The organism is Noviherbaspirillum autotrophicum (genome assembly GCF_000818395.1).
Classification (GTDB): domain Bacteria; phylum Pseudomonadota; class Gammaproteobacteria; order Burkholderiales; family Burkholderiaceae_D; genus Noviherbaspirillum; species Noviherbaspirillum autotrophicum.
The window spans coordinates 2,087,163-2,102,724 of sequence record NZ_JWJG01000028.1 but is presented as its reverse complement, the minus strand read 5'-3'; the positions used below and the strand labels follow the sequence as shown (position 1 = coordinate 2,102,724).

At 62.0% G+C, this 15,562-nt stretch carries 16 protein-coding genes; 5 read left to right on the top strand and 11 right to left on the bottom strand.

Annotated elements, in window-relative coordinates; translation table 11 throughout:
* The first annotated feature begins 7 nt into the window (after positions 1-7).
* A complete protein-coding gene (locus TSA66_RS10980; RefSeq protein ID WP_040040050.1) occupies positions 8-1,144 on the top strand; it encodes a PilT/PilU family type 4a pilus ATPase in 1,137 nt (378 codons plus the stop codon).
* Positions 1,141-1,626 (top strand): glutathione peroxidase, encoded by a 486-nt coding sequence (locus TSA66_RS10975; protein WP_040040049.1) that lies wholly within the window; start codon positions 1,141-1,143, stop codon positions 1,624-1,626. Before TSA66_RS10980 ends, TSA66_RS10975 begins: the two co-directional genes overlap by 4 nt.
* Positions 1,627-1,632: 6 nt before the next feature.
* Here the strand turns inward: TSA66_RS10975 and TSA66_RS10970 are convergent, their stop codons facing one another.
* Positions 1,633-2,271, bottom strand: coding sequence for a helix-turn-helix transcriptional regulator (locus TSA66_RS10970; RefSeq protein WP_040040048.1), 639 nt, complete (start codon positions 2,269-2,271; stop codon positions 1,633-1,635).
* 169 nt (positions 2,272-2,440) lie between these two features.
* Between TSA66_RS10970 and TSA66_RS10965 the strand changes: the two genes are divergently transcribed.
* Both TSA66_RS10965 and folE2 (TSA66_RS10960) read left to right on the top strand, forming a co-directional pair.
* Positions 2,441-3,100 (top strand): hypothetical protein, encoded by a 660-nt coding sequence (locus TSA66_RS10965; protein WP_040040047.1) that lies wholly within the window; start codon positions 2,441-2,443, stop codon positions 3,098-3,100.
* A gap of 55 nt (positions 3,101-3,155) precedes the next feature.
* On the top strand, positions 3,156-3,953 hold the full coding sequence (gene folE2 / locus TSA66_RS10960; RefSeq protein WP_040040046.1) for a GTP cyclohydrolase FolE2: 798 nt from the start codon (positions 3,156-3,158) through the stop codon (positions 3,951-3,953).
* On the opposite strand, the gene TSA66_RS10955 is transcribed toward folE2 (TSA66_RS10960), so the two are convergent.
* The 8 genes from TSA66_RS10955 to TSA66_RS10920 all read right to left on the bottom strand — a co-directional run bounded on the left by TSA66_RS10955 (position 3,950) and on the right by TSA66_RS10920 (position 12,083).
* A complete protein-coding gene (locus tag TSA66_RS10955) occupies positions 3,950-4,675 on the bottom strand; it encodes an LrgB family protein (RefSeq protein ID WP_040040045.1) in 726 nt (241 codons plus the stop codon). The two genes, folE2 (TSA66_RS10960) and TSA66_RS10955, sit on opposite strands and share 4 nt — an antisense overlap.
* Positions 4,672-5,004, bottom strand: a complete 333-nt coding sequence (locus tag TSA66_RS10950) for a CidA/LrgA family protein (RefSeq protein ID WP_040040044.1) — start codon at positions 5,002-5,004, stop codon at positions 4,672-4,674. Before TSA66_RS10950 ends, TSA66_RS10955 begins: the two co-directional genes overlap by 4 nt.
* 30 nt (positions 5,005-5,034) lie before the next feature.
* The gene (locus TSA66_RS10945; RefSeq protein WP_040040043.1) at positions 5,035-5,382 is read right to left on the bottom strand and encodes a hypothetical protein; all 348 of its coding nucleotides are present in this window, start codon (positions 5,380-5,382) and stop codon (positions 5,035-5,037) included.
* Positions 5,383-5,711: 329 nt separating this feature from the next.
* The gene (glcF, locus tag TSA66_RS10940; protein ID WP_040040042.1) at positions 5,712-6,944 is read right to left on the bottom strand and encodes a glycolate oxidase subunit GlcF; all 1,233 of its coding nucleotides are present in this window, start codon (positions 6,942-6,944) and stop codon (positions 5,712-5,714) included.
* A gap of 2 nt (positions 6,945-6,946) precedes the next feature.
* Entirely contained in the window at positions 6,947-8,008 is a 1,062-nt protein-coding gene (gene glcE / locus TSA66_RS10935; protein ID WP_040040041.1) for a glycolate oxidase subunit GlcE, read from the bottom strand.
* Positions 8,009-8,019: 11 nt separating this feature from the next.
* Positions 8,020-9,507 carry an FAD-linked oxidase C-terminal domain-containing protein gene (locus TSA66_RS10930; protein WP_040040040.1) on the bottom strand — a complete coding sequence of 496 codons (1,488 nt, stop codon included), beginning with the start codon at positions 9,505-9,507 and terminating at the stop codon, positions 8,020-8,022.
* 195 nt (positions 9,508-9,702) lie between these two features.
* On the bottom strand, positions 9,703-10,593 hold the full coding sequence (locus TSA66_RS10925; protein ID WP_040040039.1) for a LysR substrate-binding domain-containing protein: 891 nt from the start codon (positions 10,591-10,593) through the stop codon (positions 9,703-9,705).
* Positions 10,594-10,673: 80 nt separating this feature from the next.
* Positions 10,674-12,083 carry an FAD-binding oxidoreductase gene (locus tag TSA66_RS10920; protein WP_040040038.1) on the bottom strand — a complete coding sequence of 470 codons (1,410 nt, stop codon included), beginning with the start codon at positions 12,081-12,083 and terminating at the stop codon, positions 10,674-10,676.
* A 133-nt stretch (positions 12,084-12,216) separates the two neighbouring features.
* Between TSA66_RS10920 and TSA66_RS10915 the strand changes: the two genes are divergently transcribed.
* Positions 12,217-12,774: a cob(I)yrinic acid a,c-diamide adenosyltransferase gene (locus tag TSA66_RS10915; RefSeq protein WP_040040037.1), complete on the top strand. Its 558-nt coding sequence runs from the start codon at positions 12,217-12,219 to the stop codon at positions 12,772-12,774.
* 47 nt (positions 12,775-12,821) lie between these two features.
* On the opposite strand, the gene folE2 (TSA66_RS10910) is transcribed toward TSA66_RS10915, so the two are convergent.
* Both folE2 (TSA66_RS10910) and dxs read right to left on the bottom strand, forming a co-directional pair.
* Positions 12,822-13,628, bottom strand: coding sequence for a GTP cyclohydrolase FolE2 (gene folE2, locus TSA66_RS10910; RefSeq protein ID WP_040040036.1), 807 nt, complete (start codon positions 13,626-13,628; stop codon positions 12,822-12,824).
* A gap of 48 nt (positions 13,629-13,676) precedes the next feature.
* On the bottom strand, positions 13,677-15,542 hold the full coding sequence (dxs, locus tag TSA66_RS10905; protein WP_040040035.1) for a 1-deoxy-D-xylulose-5-phosphate synthase: 1,866 nt from the start codon (positions 15,540-15,542) through the stop codon (positions 13,677-13,679).
* Between the last annotated feature and the right edge of the window lie 20 nt (positions 15,543-15,562).

Genomic DNA, 15,562 nt, shown 5'->3' with positions numbered 1-15,562 from the left:
ACTTCACATGGAACGCGATCAGGCCACAAAATTCATGAACGACTTGCTGCGCCTGATGGTCAGCAAGAACGGCTCCGACCTCTTCATCACCGCGGATTTTCCGCCCGCGTTCAAGATCGACGGCAAGATGACGCCGGTGTCGAACCAGCCGCTGTCGGCCACGCATACGGTCGAGCTGGCGCGCGCCATCATGAACGACAAGCAGGCAGCCGAATTCGAGGCGACCAAGGAATGCAATTTCGCGATCAGCCCCGGCGGCCTGGGGCGCTTCCGCGTATCGGCGTTCATCCAGCAAGGCAGGGTCGGCATGGTTCTGCGCACCATCACGACCGAAATTCCGAAGCTCGAAGACCTGGGCGTGCCGAACGTACTCAAGGAAGTCGCCATGACCAAGCGCGGACTGGTCATCATGGTGGGCGCGACCGGCTCGGGCAAGTCGACCACGCTGGCCGGCATGCTCGGCTACCGCAATGAAAACAGCTATGGTCACATCATCACGATCGAAGACCCGATCGAATTCGTGCATCCGCACAAGAACTGCATCGTCACCCAGCGCGAAGTCGGCGTCGATACCGACGACTGGTTCACGGCGCTGAAAAACACGCTGCGCCAGGCGCCGGACGTGATCCTGATCGGCGAAATCCGCGACCGCGAAACGATGGATTACGCCGTATCTTTTGCGGAAACCGGCCACCTGTGCCTGGCCACCCTGCATGCGAACAGTTCCAACCAGGCACTCGACCGCATCATCAACTTCTTCCCGGAAGAACGGCGCGGGCAGCTGCTGATGGACTTGTCGCTGAACCTGAAGGCGATGGTGTCGCAGCGGCTGATTCCGTTGAAGGACACCAAGGGGCGCTGCGCGGCGGTAGAAGTGATGCTGAACTCGCCGCTGATTTCCGACCTGATCTTCAAGGGCGAAGTCCACGAGATCAAGGAAATCATGAAGAAGTCGCGCGAACTCGGCATGCAGACCTTCGACCAAGCGCTGTTCGACCTGTATGAAGCAGGCAAGATTTCGTATGAAGACGCATTGCGCAATGCCGACTCGGTCAATGACCTGCGTCTGTCGATCAAACTGCACGGCAAGGAAGCCCATAACCGCGATCTGAGCAAGGGCACCGAACATCTGGGGATTGTATGACGAGCGTTTACGACTTCAAGGCCAGGAGCCTGGACGGCAAGCCGGTCGATCTGAAACAATATCGCGGCAAGGTCCTGCTGATTGTGAACACCGCCAGCAACTGCGGTTTCACGCCCCAATACAAGGGGCTGGAAGAGGTGTACCAGCAGTTCAAGGACAAGGGTGTCGAGGTGCTCGGTTTTCCGTGCAATCAGTTCGGCGCGCAGGAGCCGGGCACGGCCGACGAAATCGGCGCCTTCTGCGAAAGGAATTACGGCGTGACCTTCCCGCTGTTCGAGAAGATCGACGTCAACGGCGATGACGCACACCCTCTGTACAAGCACCTGAAAAGCGCCGCACCCGGCTTGCTGGGCTCTGAAATGATCAAGTGGAATTTCACCAAATTCCTGGTGAAGAAGGATGGCACGGTGTACAAGCGTTACGCACCGCAGACCGCGCCGAAAGAATTGATGCGGGATATCGAGAAGCTGCTGGCGGAATAAGGCCGGCTACTTGCCTTTCGCATGCAGCCGGAAGCGGCAGACGTTGCCATTCCGGGCCATGCATTCCTGGTGTTCCACGGCGCTGCCGGTAAAGGCGGCCATCAGTTCCAGGTCGAACTGGCAGACATCCTGGTTGTGCACTGCCAGATGATGGAAGATGCAGTTATCGGCTTCGATCACCGGGTCTTCGCCGGCGTTGATATGGTAGCTGGCGTTGTAGCCGAGCTGCTCCATGATGTCCGACAGCTTCTGCACTTTTTCTTCCGGCGTGGTCAGCTCCGGATTCTGATTGCGCAACTGGCTTGCCACCTGTGCTCCCATTTCGCGCAAGCGGTCACGCAAGCCATCCTCCCCCGCGCTCGCCTTGATCGACTCGATCAACAGTTCGGCAAACCAGGAATAGTGCCGCGGGAATAGCTCGCGGCCCTTGTCCGTCAAGCGGTACAGCTGCTCCGGCCGTCCGCCCGAGGGGCGGGTGATGCCCTTCTCGACTAGGCGATCGGTTTCCAGTGCCGCAAGATGCTGGCGCGCGGCGTTGCGCGTGATGTTCAATCCCTCCGACAACTCATCGGCTGTCATGCCGACCTTGTTCTTCAACAAGAGCTTCAGCAATTCCTTTTGTCGCGCGCCCAGTATTTCCAGCATGTTTTCATCCTTTCCGCGATGAAGACTACCCATTTTGTCCCCAATCACAACACGGATTCATTGTAGCGCACTCCCCTGGGTTAAAACACTTAAAACATAAATTACTGTACAAAGTTGTTTTAATAATCTATTCTTTGCTTACCCAATCACCTGAAAAAGGAGGTAGACCATGAAACCGATTAGACGAAGCATCCTGGCATCCGGAGCGCTGGCGCTTGCCTTGGGAGCGACTGGAGAGACGTATGCGCAACAGCATGCCCCCCATGATGCCAAACCAGCATTAGCATCCGTGCAAGTTGCGCAAACGGCGATGGCCTTACGCGACTTGTGGGTCGGCCACGTGTTCTGGGTACGCAATGTCGTCGAAGATACGCTCGCCGGCCGCACTGATGCCGCCAAAATCGATGAAAACCAAGTGGTCGCCAATGCCAAGCAAATCGCCGCCGCCATCGAGCCGTTCTATGGCAAGGCCGCCGCCGACAAAATGTTCTCGCTGTTGGCCGGACACTATGGCGCAGTCAAACAGTATCTCGAGGCGACGGTAGCCAACAGCAAGGCCAAACAGGATGCGGCTCAGAAAAGCCTCACCGACAACGCGAACGAGATTGCCGTCTTCCTCGGCGGAGCCAATCCGAACCTGCCGGTTGATACCCTGCGCGGTTTGCTGGTGGCGCACGGTGGACACCACATGCAGCAAATCCAGCAGCTGCACGCCAAGCAATACGCACAGGAAGCACAGACCTGGGAAGCGATGAAAAATCACATGTACGTGATTGCCGATGCACTCGCTGGCGCCATCGCGAAACAGTTCCCGGACAAATTCAAATAACGCCGACCAGTAAAAACGGGGAGCGCGCCGGCGCGCTCCCGCGACGAGGATCACGATGAACGCTCCCGAACGACTTTTTTTACCCGATATCCAGTCCCAGCACGATCCGCGCAACATGCCCATCAACGCCGTGGGCATCAAGGGCGTGCGCTACCCGGTGGTGCTGGCCGCAGCCGAGGCGCAGATGCCGACCGTGGCCACGTTCTCGATGACAGTGGGCCTGGCGGCATCCGCCAAGGGCACGCACATGTCACGCTTTATCGAGCTGCTGGAGGTGCAAGCTGCGCCGCTCGACCTGCCGCGCTTCACGTCGCTGCTGCTGCAGATGCTGGAACGGCTGGATGCCGCCAGCGGGACGATCGAGATGCGCTTTCCCTATTTCGTGCGCAAGACTGCGCCGGTCTCCGGCGTGCAAAGCCTGCTCGACCTGGATGCCTGCTGGAGGGTCAGCCGCGCGCGCGATGGAAAGATGAGTACCTGGATGCAAGTGGTTGTCGCCGCCACCAGCCTGTGCCCGTGCTCCAAGGAGATTTCCGCCTATGGCGCGCACAACCAGCGCTCGCACATCACGATCGAAGCCGAACTCGCTGCCGCGATGACGATCGAGGAACTGGTGGCGATTGCGGAACAAAGCGCGTCGTGCGAGGTGTACGGCCTGCTCAAGCGCCCCGACGAAAAGTATGTGACCGAGCGCGCCTACGACAACCCGAAGTTCGTCGAAGACCTGGTGCGCGACGTCGCCATCGCGCTGGAGCGGGATCTGCGGGTCACCAACTATGCGGTGGAAGTGGAGAATTTCGAGTCGATCCACAACCACTCCGCGTTCGCCCGCATCGAGCGGCAAGACACTTAAATCACGCCGAACAGCTTCAGCGCCAGCGGCAGCAGCAAGGCAGTCAGCACTCCCGAGATGCCCATGCCCAGTCCGGAAAAGGCGCCCATCTCCTCGCTGACCTGGAATGCGCGCGCGGTGCCGATGCCGTGCGACGTGACGCCGAGCGCGAAGCCGCGGATGCTGTGGTCGTTGATATTGAGCCGGTTGAAAATCCAGCGCGCAGTGCTCGCGCCGAGGATGCCGGTCAGGATCACCAGCACGGCCGTGAGCGAAGGCAGGCCGCCGATTTTTTCGGCTACGCCCATTGCGATCGGCGTGGTGACAGCCTTGGGGGCGATCGACAGCACGGTGGCGGGCGATGCGCCGAGCGCCCAGGCCACGCTCATGGCGACAGCGATGGCGCATGCGCCGCCGACCAGCACGCTGGCGAGTAGGGCAAACCAGTTGCGCTTGAGTTTTTCCAGCTGCAGGTAGAGCGGAATCGCCAGTGCAACCGTGGCCGGTCCGAGCAGGAAGTGGACGAACTGCGCCCCCTCGAAATAGGTGCGGTACGGAGTGTTGGTGATGCTGAGGACCAGCACCAGCAGTGTCACGGCGATGGCCACCGGATTGACCAGCGGATTGAAGCGGCTGCGGGCGTACAGCGCATAGGAGAGTTGATACGCCAGCAGGGTGGCGGTCAGCCACAGCAGCGGCGAAGCCGACAGGTAGACCCAGATCTGGTTGAACGCCGGCGTCATTTCTGCAACCACTTCAATACGTAGGCCGTGACCACCAGCGACACGGCGGTGCTGACCATGAGGGCCGCCGCAATCGGCAGCCACTCGGCGGCGACGCGTTGCCCGTGCACCATGATGCCGACGCCGGCAGGCACGAACAATAGCGACAGATGCTTAAGAAACTCCAGCGTGGTGGGCGCGAGCTTGTCGACCGCGCCGCGCTTTGCCAGCAGATAGCAAAACAGCAGCACCATGCCGATCACCGGTCCCGGCACCGGCAACGCAAGTGCGTACGCCAGGCCCTCGCCGAGCGTCTGGAAAACGAGCAAGGTAGCGAAGGTGTTGATCATGCGGCTGACCTTGGAATGTGCAAGAGTGGCTCAGGGCGGCCCGCTGGCCTGCATGCCGTCGAGCGGCGGCGGCGCAACCACGGTGTGGTAGTGGGCCGAGTGGGTATCGAAGCGCGACAGCAGCGCGCGTGCCTTGGGAGGGACGACTGCCATCTCGTGATTGTCGCCGGCGAAGGCGCGCACCGCGTCGAGCGAATCGAACCACATGATGGTGGCAAACTCGACTTCATGGTCGCCATCGCGGCGCAGCAGCGAAATGCCGCGATAGCCGGGCACATCGCGTTTGGCAATGCCGGGGAAGATTTCATTTAACAGCAGGCTTTCGTAAACAGGGGCATTTCGCACCGTCGTCCAGCCCCGCCAGATTCGCGTAATCATGGCGCCAAGTCCTTTCAATGACCTAGACTAGACTGTATCGGGCGGCGCCGCATGCAGGATGGGCTGCGTCAAACTCAGCCCCTGTTACGACTGCCTGCTTTGCCGCTTATTTCGTCTGCGGACGCGCCTTTCCTTTCAACAGGCCGAACGTATAGGCTTCAACGACGACCAACACTGCCAGCGAGGTAACAACGACAACGGGGACGATAGACATGATGCTTTCCTTTCCATGACTGACTTGCCTGAAGGCAGTATAGAAACGCACCAGTTATAAATCCAATTGCCGATCCAGATATCAGACATTCACATTAAAAATGGAAATACGGGTATCAGGATGCCGCCGCCAAGGCGTTGTCCACCAGCTCGATCCAGTGCTGCACAGGCGTTTCCGTTCCCGACTGCAAATGCGTGATGCAACCGATATTGGCCGACACGATCGTCTCCGATTGCGTCGCATCCAGATTGGCCAACTTCCTGTCGCGCAGCTGGTAGGACAGTTCCGGCTGCAACACCGAATACGTGCCGGCCGAGCCGCAGCACAAATGGCTGTCGGCGCACAGCTGCACGTCGACGCCGACCGCGCGCAGCACGCCTTCGACCTTGCCGCGAATCTGCTGGCCGTGCTGCAGCGTGCATGGCGGATGATAGGCCACGCGTTTCTTGATCTTCCCGGCCAGCTTCTTTTGCAGATCCGCTTCAAATGCCGGCAGGATTTCGCTCAAGTCTTTCGTCAGTTCCGAAATGCGCCTGGCCCTGTCGGCGTAAGCCGGGTCATGCGCGAGCAGGTGGCCGTACTCCTTGACCGTCACGCCGCACCCGGAAGCCGTCATCACGACCGCTTCCACGCCAGCCTCAACGTAAGGCCACCAGGCGTCGACATTGCGCCGCATGTCGTTAAGCCCGCCGTCCTGGTCGTTCATGTGATAGCGGATCGCGCCGCAGCAACCGGCCTTGGCCGCAATGACCAGCTGCACGCCGAGCGCGTCGAGTACGCGCGCGGTGGCGGCATTGATGTTGGGCGCCATGGACGGCTGCACGCAGCCGTCGAGCAACAGCATCTTGCGCGCATGGGTCGTCGTCGGCCAGGCGCCGGCGTGCTGTTTTGCCGGCACCTTGTTGCGCAAGGCCTTGGGCAGCAGCGGGCGCATCAGTTGCCCCGCTTTCATTGCTGGCGCAAACAGCCATTTGCGCGGCAAGGCTTCCTTCAGCGCGGTGCGCACGATGCGCTGCGACAGCGGGCGCGCCACCTGCTCCTCGACGATTTTGCGGCCGATGTCGACCAGGCGGCCATACTGCACGCCGGACGGACAGGTCGATTCGCAATTGCGGCAGGTCAGGCAGCGGTCCAGGTGCGCCAGCGTCTTTTCGGTGGCCGGCTTGCCTTCGAGGACTTGCTTGATCAGGTAGATGCGTCCGCGCGGACCGTCCAGTTCGTCGCCGAGCAATTGATAGGTCGGGCACGTCGCGGTGCAAAAACCGCAGTGCACGCACTTGCGCAAAATCGCGTCGGCTTCGTCGCCGGCGCGGGTATGCTTGATGAAATCAGCGAGATTGGTTTGCATGCTCAGAATTCTTGATACATCCGCCCGCGATTGAAGATGCCGGACGGATCGAAAGCGTTTTTCAGATTGCGATGAATGGCGGCGATGGCCGGCGCGAGCGGATGGAACACGCCCGCGCTCTTGTCGCCGCCGCGATACAGCGTCGCATGGCCGCCGGCCTGTTCCGCCGCGCGCCGCACGCTGGCCGCATCGGCGTCGGTCTTCAGCCAGCGCAGCGCGCCGCCCCATTCGATCAGTTGCTCGCCGCGCAGCCCGAGGGGAGCCGCCACCGACGGCAGCGACAGACGCCACACGGCAGCGGTGCCTTCGGCAAAAAACGCATCGGTCTGGTCGCGCAATGCCGCCCACAACGGCGCCGCATCGGCCACCTGCTCTCCGCCGATCTTTTGCACCGCCGCCTTCACTGCGGCTTCCGCGCCGGACAGTCGCACCGCCAGTACGCCGTCATGCCAGGCGCTGGCCGAAATCGGCAGCGGCTGGCCGCCCCAGCGGTTCAGATTGTCGATCGCCTGCGCCTCGCTCATCGACAGGCGCAGCGTGGCTTCGAAAAACGGCCTTGGCAACACCTTCAGCGACACATCCAGAATCAGCCCGAGAGTGCCGAGCGAGCCGGCCAGCATGCGCGACACGTCGTAGCCGGCGACGTTCTTCATTACCTGCCCGCCGAAACGCAGCACGTCGCTCTTGCCATCCATGAGCGTCACGCCCAGCACGAAGTCGCGCGCCGCGCCCACTGCCTGCCGGCGCGGGCCGGACAGGCCGCTGGCCACCACGCCGCCGATGGTCGAATCCGGCCCGAATTGCGGCGGCTCGAAGGCCAGCATCTGGTTGCGCTCGGCCAGCGTCGCCTCGATTTCCGACAGCGGCGTGCCGCAGCGCGCGGTAATCACCAGTTCGGTCGGATCGTAGGAAATAATGCCGCGATAGCTGCGCGTGTCGAACACGTCGCCCTGCAGCGTCTGCCCATACCAGTCCTTGCTGCCGCCGCCGCGAATGCGCAGCGCAGTCTTGCTCGCAGCCGCATCGGCGATGCGCGCCTTGAATCCTTGTAATACCTGTTCCATGCAGTTCCTTATCAGAAGCGCGGCAGATGCGCGAACTTCGTCTGCCCGCCCTTGACGAGCATCTTGCCGTTTTCAGCGCAGCGGTTGAGCGTGGGGATCGCCTTATCCGGGTTGAGCAGGAAGGCGGTGTCGAAGGCGCGCTTGACCGCGAAGAAGGCCTCGATCTCCTTCGGCGAAAACTGCACGCACATCGAATTGATTTTCTCGATGCCCACGCCGTGCTCGCCGGTGATGGTGCCGCCGACTTCCACGCACAGCGCCAGTATCTCGGCACCGAAGGCTTCGGCACGCTCGAATTCGCCCTCCTTGTTGGCATCGAACAGGATCAGCGGATGCAGGTTGCCGTCGCCCGCGTGAAACACATTTGCGCAGCGCAAGTCGTACTTGCCTTCCATTTCAGTGATACGGATAAGCACGTCGGCCAGGCGCTTGCGCGGAATGGTGCCGTCCATGCAGTAGTAGTCGGGCGAAATGCGGCCCGCCGCCGGGAAGGCGTTCTTGCGGCCGGACCAGAACTTGAGGCGCTCCGCTTCATTCTGCGAAACCGCGATGGCAGTCGCGCCGGAAGACTTGAGGACGGCGCTCATGCGCGCGATTTCTTCCTCGACCTCTTCCGGCATGCCGTCCGACTCGCACAGCAGGATTGCTTCCGCGTCCGTGTCGTAGCCGGCCTTCACGAACGGCTCGACCATGCGCGACGACGTCTTGTCCATCATTTCCAGGCCGGCCGGGATGATGCCTGCGGCAATCACGTTGGCGACCGCATCGCCGCCGGTGACCACCGAATCGAACGACGCCATGATCACGCGCGCCTGCTGCGGCTTGGGCACGAGCTTGACGGTCACCTCGGTCACCACGCCAAGCATGCCCTCGGAGCCGATGAACACGGCCAGCAGGTCAAGCCCAGGCGCATCGAGTGCCCCGCCGCCGAGTTCGACGATATCACCGTCGATCGTCACCATGCGCACGCGCAACACGTTGTGCACGGTCAGGCCGTATTTCAGGCAGTGCACGCCGCCGGAATTTTCCGCGACGTTGCCGCCGATGGTGCAGGCGATCTGCGACGACGGGTCGGGTGCATAGTAGAGGCCATGCGGTGCAGCCGCATCCGAGATCGCGAGATTGCGCACGCCCGGCTGCACCACGGCGGTACGCGCATAGGGATCGAGCTTGATGAGCTTGTTGAACTTCGCGGTGGACAGCACCACGCCGTCGGCGATCGGCATGGCGCCGCCGGATAAGCCAGTGCCCGCGCCGCGCGGCACGATCGGCACTTTCAGTTCGCGGCAGGTATTGAGAATGGCGATGACTTGCGCTTCGGTTTCGGGCAGCACCACGACCATCGGCAGCTGCCGGTATGCCGCTAGCCCGTCGCACTCGTAGGGGCGCGTGTCTTCCTCGTTATACAAGATGCAATAACTGGGCAGTACGGCCCGCAATGCGGCGACGACTTCGCGCTGCCGCTCGACGGTAAAGGTAAGTTTCGATGGAGCATTCATTTCTGCTTCCTGCTTGTGCGGTAGGAGATGCTTGTGCGGTAGGGGATGAGTGTAGCGAAAACAGGCGGCCACAGGGCGCTCGTGCAGGCGCGGCGGGCTGAAAAACTTTTCCCGATGGCGTGAAATCTTTTCACGCGCAATAGTCGATAACCACTTCCATGGAAAATTAAAACGGCAGCAACGCCAGCGAAGACATTACAGACTGCCAAAGGTTTTCAGCAGCCATTCGATGAAGACCGCCACTTCGGGCCGGTCGCGCACGTCCTGTTCGTACACGATATAGTACGCGTGCGGCGGCGTCTTTAGTTGCACATCCGGGAACAGGTGCACGATTTCGCCCTTGGCCATCAAATCTTGCACGAAATGCTTGCGCGTGAGCCCGACGCCGTGGCCATGCCTGACCGCCTCCAGCAATAGCCCCAGGTCGTCCAGCCGCAAGCCGGTCGACGGCTCCGGCCAATCGAGCCCGGCCACTTCAAACCACGACTGCCACGGCTCCAGCGCGGAGCGCAACAAGGTCGCTTTGCGCAGGTCGGCCGGTGTTTTCAGGCCGCCGATCTTTTCCAGGTAGGCCGGGCTTGCCACCGCGAAGGTGGGCTCCTCGTACAGTTTTTCAGTCACGATATCGGGGTACTTGCCGGCGCCGAAGCGCACCTCGATGTCGCTTTCCGACAGCGCCAGATCGTACAGCGGCACCGACAGGAACAGCTCGACCACGATGTCCGGATGCTGGGCGGAGAATTCCGCCAGGCGCGGCACCAGCAGGCAGCGCGCAAAGGTCGGCGTGACGGTGATCTTGATGCGCGGTTGCGCCGGGGCACTGCGGTGCGGCAACGGGAAATCGGTCAGCGTGCGCAAGGCGGTGCGCACCACTTCCAGATAGCGCCGCCCGAATTCCGACAAGGTGACGGTGCGGCCATCGCGCAGGAACAGGCGCTCGCCAACGAAGTCCTCCAGCAGGCGAATGCGGTGCGACAGTGCCGACGGCGTGATGCACAGTTCATCCGCAGCAACTGCGAAAGAACCAAGGCGCGCGGCCGCTTCGAAAGCGGACAGGGCATGGACCGGGGGCAGGCGTGTAGCCATGGGGAGGAGTTCCTTCACTCTGTGAGAGCCGGGAATCTACCCTGCTGGACCGCGGCAGGCGGGGCGTGCGGGCAAATTCTCTACCAGGAGAGGATTTTACCGGGGTTCATTATGTTCTTGGGATCAAATGCGTGCTTCAGCACGCGCATTGTCTCAATGGCATCGGTCCCATGCTCCTGCACCAGGAACGCCATCTTGTGCAGCCCCACCCCATGCTCGCCGGTGCAGGTGCCGTCCATCGACAGGGCGCGTGCGACCATGCGCGCATTCACGCCGTCGGCTTTCGCCACATCGTCCGGATCGTGCGGATCGATCATCATCAGCACATGGAAATTGCCGTCGCCGACATGGCCGATGATTGAATAAATCATGTCATTCTTTTCACAATCGGCCTTGGTATCAAGGATGCATTCGGCCAGGCGAGAAATCGGCACGCAGCAATCGGTGGTGATCGCGCGCGCGCCGGGGCGCATCTGCAGCATGGCGAAATAGGCATTGTGGCGTGCCGCCCACAGGCGGGAACGCTCTTCCTGTTTCGTCGCCCACTCGAAGCCGATGGCGTTGTGCTCGGCCGCAATATGCCGCACAAGCTGCGCCTGTTCCTGCACGCCGGCTGCGCTGCCATGGAATTCGAACAGCAGCAGCGGTTGCACCGGCAGATTCATTTTGTCGTAGGCGTTGATCGCGCGCACGCCGTTCTCATCGAGGAATTCGACGCGTGCCACCGGCACGCCCAGCTGGATGGTCTGGATGACGGCACTGACCGCCTCGGCCGTGCTGGGGAAGGAACATACCGCGGCCGACACCGCTTCCGGCTGCGGATAGAGCCGTACCGTGACTTCGGTAATGATGCCGAGCGTGCCTTCGCTGCCCACAAAGATGCGCGTCAGGTCATAGCCGGCCGAGGATTTCTTGGCGCGCGTGCCGGTCTTGACGACGCGCCCGTCAGCGGTCACCACCGTCAGCGCCAGCGTATTCTCGCGCATGGTTCCGTAGCGCACTGCATTGGTGCCCGAGGCGCGCGTAGCGGCCATGCCACCGAGCGAGGCATCGGCACCGGGATCGATCGGGAAGAACAGGCCGGTCTCCCTGATTTCCTGGTTCAGCTGCTTGCGCGTCACGCCGGCCTGCACCGTCGCCGTCAAGTCTTCCGCCTGCACCGCCAGCACCCTGTTCATCTGCGACAGGTCGATCGTGACGCCCCCGGAAGGTGCCAGCACATGGCCTTCGAGAGAGGTGCCGGTCCCGTAGGGGATGATGGGCACATCATGGCTGCCACAAAGCTTCACCGCTTGCGCCACTTCCTCGGTGGTCTGGGCAAACACCACGGCGTCGGGCGGCATCGGATCGTAGGAGGATTCATCACGCCCGTGGTGCTCGCGCATCGCCGGCGCGATGGAAAAGCGGTCTTCGAACAGCGCGGCCAGCGCCTCGAGCAGCGCCGGCGGCACCGGCCTCTTGAGCGCGGCGGCCTGGGCAGGATGATTCATGTTCGCCTCCTAGTGAGCTGCGTCGATTTTACTCCCGAAGGTTGCTCCCGCACATTGACGCCGGGACGACAGCGCAAGCGGGCGTTTTTGCCGTATCCTCAAGCCTTTCCGATCCTCGTCTTCGACAACAATCATGGGCAACCGACTTTCGAAAATCGCAACTCGCACCGGCGACAACGGTACCACCGGCCTTGGCGACGGCAGCCGCGTCGGCAAGGACAATCAGCGCGTGCACGCAATGGGCGATGTGGATGAACTGAATTCGCATGTCGGCCTGCTGCTGTGCGAAGAGCTGCCGAGCGCGCTGCGCGAGGAGCTGATCTCGATCCAGCACGACCTGTTCGACCTGGGCGGCGAACTGTGCATCCCGGGCTACACACTCATCGGCGACGCGCACGTCGCGCGGCTGGACACCCTGCTGGAAAAATACAATGCGGACCTGCCGCCGCTGAAGGATTTCATCCTGCCCGCCGGCTCGCGCGCGGCGGCGCTGGCGCATGTGTGCCGCACCATCTGCCGGCGCGGCGAACGCGCCATCGTCAGCCTCGGCAACAGCGAGAAGATCAACGACAATCCGCGGCGCTACATGAACCGCCTGTCGGACCTGCTGTTCGTGCTGTCACGCGTGCTGAACCGCTTTGCCGGCGGCAATGACGTGCTGTGGGAAAAAGACCGCAAGCGCGACGTGTAAACGAAAAAAGCGGCGCATCGGCGCCGCTTTTATTAATGGAATCGGGCTTACTTGTTCCGCTTGTCGTTCTCGATCAGCGCATAGGCCGAATGATTGTGGATCGACTCGAAGTTCTCCGCCTCCAATGTGTAGGCCATGATGCGCCGGTCCGCGTTGAGCATGCCCGCCACGTCACGCACTAGGTCTTCCACGAACTTCGGATTGTCGTAGGCGCGCTCGGTTACATACTTTTCGTCGGGGCGCTTGAGCAAGCCGAACAATTCGCATGAAGCCTGCTCCTCGATCTTCGCGATCAGGTCGTCCACTTCCAGGTCGCCGTCGAGCACCGCGCTGACCGTGATGTGGGAGCGCTGGTTGTGCGCGCCATAGGCGGAAATCTTCTTCGAGCACGGGCACAGGCTGGTCACCGGCACCAGCACCTTCAACGTCACTTCCAGCTCGCCGTTCCTGACCTCGCCGGTGAAGCCGACTTCGTAATCCATCAGGCTTTCCACGCCGGAGACCGGCGCGGTCTTGTTGATGAAGTACGGGAAGGACAATTCGATGCGCCCGGCATCCGCCTCCAGCAGCTTGACCATCTTGCTCATCAGGGCGCCGAACCTGGCCACGTCGAGCGGCGCGCGATTGCCCTCCAACAGCGCGATGAAGCGCGACATGTGCGTGCCCTTCTGGTCTTGCGGCAGATGCACGTACATGTTCCAGGTGCCGACGGTCGGCTGCGCGCCGTTCCTGGTCTTGATCGTGACCGGATACCGCACGCCCTTCACGCCGACGCGCTGGATTGACAGGCGCCGTGTGTCGACCGTGCTTTGCACGTCGGGAATGGCATGGAGGTTCGGATCGGGGGAATTCATTGCGTTACTCATTCATTTGTCGCGGCGCTGCGCCGCCGGGGTGCTTCGTTAATTGTTCACGACCAGGCGCGGCTCGCCCTTGTCGAATCGCTTCTTGATCGCGGCGGCGATCCCGGCGCCGTCCAGCCCGCATTGCGCCAGCAGCTGCCCGGCGTCGCCATGGTCGATAAACTTGTCCGGCAAGCCAAGATGCAGGATCGGCTTGACGATGCCGGCGGCGGCCAGCGCCTCCGCCACGGCAGATCCGGCGCCACCCATGACCGCGCCCTCTTCCACCGTGACCAGCGCATCGTGGCTTTGGGCGAGCTGCGCGACCAGGTCGGTATCGAGCGGCTTGATGAAGCGCATGTTGGCGACGGTCGCATTCAGCTCGTCGGCGGCGGCAAGGCTGGGCGCCACCATCGTGCCGAATGCCAGGATCGCGATGCGCTTGCCTTCGCGCCGGATTTCGCCTTTGCCGAGCGGCAGCGTGTCCAGGTCTTTCCCGACCACGGCGCCGACGCCGGAGCCGCGCGGATAACGCACCGCCGCCGGGCCGTTATGTTGGAATGCGGTGGACAGCATCTTGCGGCATTCGCTCTCATCGGAGGCTGCCATCAGCACCATGTTCGGAATGCAGCGCAGGAATGCAATGTCGTAGTTGCCGGCGTGCGTGGCGCCGTCGGCACCGACCAGACCGGAGCGGTCCAGCGCGAAGGTGACGTCGAGGTTTTGCAGCGCGACGTCATGAATCAGCTGGTCGTAAGCGCGCTGCAGGAAGGTGGAGTAAATGGCGACCACCGGCTTCAATCCTTCGCATGCCAGGCCGGCCGCGAAGGTGACGGCATGCTGCTCGGCGATGCCGACATCGTAGTAGCGATCCGGGAAACGCTGCTCGAACTGCACCATGCCCGACCCTTCGCGCATGGCGGGCGTAATGCCAATCAGCCGCTTGTCGTGCGCCGCCATGTCGCACAGCCAGTCGCCGAACACCTGCGTGTAGGTGAGCTTGCTGGTGGCGGCCGGCTTGATGCCTTCGGCCGGATTGAACTTGCCGGGGCCGTGGTACAACACCGGGTCGGCCTCGGCCAGCTTGTAGCCCTGCCCCTTTTTCGTGACCACGTGCAGGAATTGCGGGCCTTTCAGGTGCTTCAGGTTTTGCAGGGTCGGGATCAGCGACTCGAGATCGTGGCCGTCGATCGGGCCGATGTAATTGAAGCCGAATTCCTCGAACATGGTCGCCGGCACCACCATGCCCTTGGCATGTTCCTCGAGGCGCTTGGCCAGTTCCAGCATCGGCGCCGGCAGCACGGACTTGCCGACATTCTTTGCGGTCGCGTAGAACTGGCCCGACATCAAGCGCGCCAGATAGCGGTTCAACGCGCCGACGGGCGGCGAAATCGACATGTCGTTGTCGTTCAGGATTACCAGCAGGTTGATGTCGTCATAGACGCCGGCGTTGTTGAGCGCTTCGAACGCCATGCCGGCGGTCATCGCGCCGTCGCCGATGACGGCGATCGCGTGCCGGTTTTCATGCTTGGTCTTGGCGGCGAGCGCCATGCCCAGCGCAGCCGAAATCGAGGTCGACGAATGGGCGGTGCCGAAGGTGTCGTAGTCGCTTTCGTCGCGGCGCGGGAAACCGGAAATACCGTTGAGCTGGCGCAGCGTATGCATCTGGTCGCGCCGGCCGGTCAGGATCTTGTGCGGGTAGGTCTGGTGGCCGACATCCCACACGATGCGGTCTTCCGGCGTATTGAATACGTAATGCAGCGCAATCGTCAGTTCCACCGTGCCAAGATTGGACGACAGGTGGCCGCCGGTCTTAGATACCGAGTCGAGCAGGAATGCGCGCAATTCGTCGGCCAGCTGTGCCAGTTGCGTGCGCGGGAGCCGACGCAGGTCCGCCGGGCTGTCGATCAGTTTCAACAAGTTCATAGTCATGTCAGTAGTCTGTC

Coding starts and splice junctions, on each gene's coding strand:
- TSA66_RS10950 (WP_040040044.1), bottom strand. CDS start 5,004: ATGATCAACACCTTCGCTACCTTGCTCGTTTTCCAGACGCTCGGCGAG.
- TSA66_RS10980 (WP_040040050.1), top strand. CDS start 8: ATGGAACGCGATCAGGCCACAAAATTCATGAACGACTTGCTGCGCCTG.
- TSA66_RS10920 (WP_040040038.1), bottom strand. CDS start 12,083: ATGAATCATCCTGCCCAGGCCGCCGCGCTCAAGAGGCCGGTGCCGCCG.
- folE2 (WP_040040036.1), bottom strand. CDS start 13,628: ATGAATTCCCCCGATCCGAACCTCCATGCCATTCCCGACGTGCAAAGC.
- TSA66_RS10930 (WP_040040040.1), bottom strand. CDS start 9,507: ATGAATGCTCCATCGAAACTTACCTTTACCGTCGAGCGGCAGCGCGAA.
- TSA66_RS10925 (WP_040040039.1), bottom strand. CDS start 10,593: ATGGCTACACGCCTGCCCCCGGTCCATGCCCTGTCCGCTTTCGAAGCG.
- glcE (WP_040040041.1), bottom strand. CDS start 8,008: ATGGAACAGGTATTACAAGGATTCAAGGCGCGCATCGCCGATGCGGCT.
- TSA66_RS10965 (WP_040040047.1), top strand. CDS start 2,441: ATGAAACCGATTAGACGAAGCATCCTGGCATCCGGAGCGCTGGCGCTT.
- TSA66_RS10970 (WP_040040048.1), bottom strand. CDS start 2,271: ATGCTGGAAATACTGGGCGCGCGACAAAAGGAATTGCTGAAGCTCTTG.
- TSA66_RS10945 (WP_040040043.1), bottom strand. CDS start 5,382: ATGATTACGCGAATCTGGCGGGGCTGGACGACGGTGCGAAATGCCCCT.
- TSA66_RS10975 (WP_040040049.1), top strand. CDS start 1,141: ATGACGAGCGTTTACGACTTCAAGGCCAGGAGCCTGGACGGCAAGCCG.
- folE2 (WP_040040046.1), top strand. CDS start 3,156: ATGAACGCTCCCGAACGACTTTTTTTACCCGATATCCAGTCCCAGCAC.
- TSA66_RS10955 (WP_040040045.1), bottom strand. CDS start 4,675: ATGACGCCGGCGTTCAACCAGATCTGGGTCTACCTGTCGGCTTCGCCG.
- dxs (WP_040040035.1), bottom strand. CDS start 15,542: ATGAACTTGTTGAAACTGATCGACAGCCCGGCGGACCTGCGTCGGCTC.
- TSA66_RS10915 (WP_040040037.1), top strand. CDS start 12,217: ATGGGCAACCGACTTTCGAAAATCGCAACTCGCACCGGCGACAACGGT.
- glcF (WP_040040042.1), bottom strand. CDS start 6,944: ATGCAAACCAATCTCGCTGATTTCATCAAGCATACCCGCGCCGGCGAC.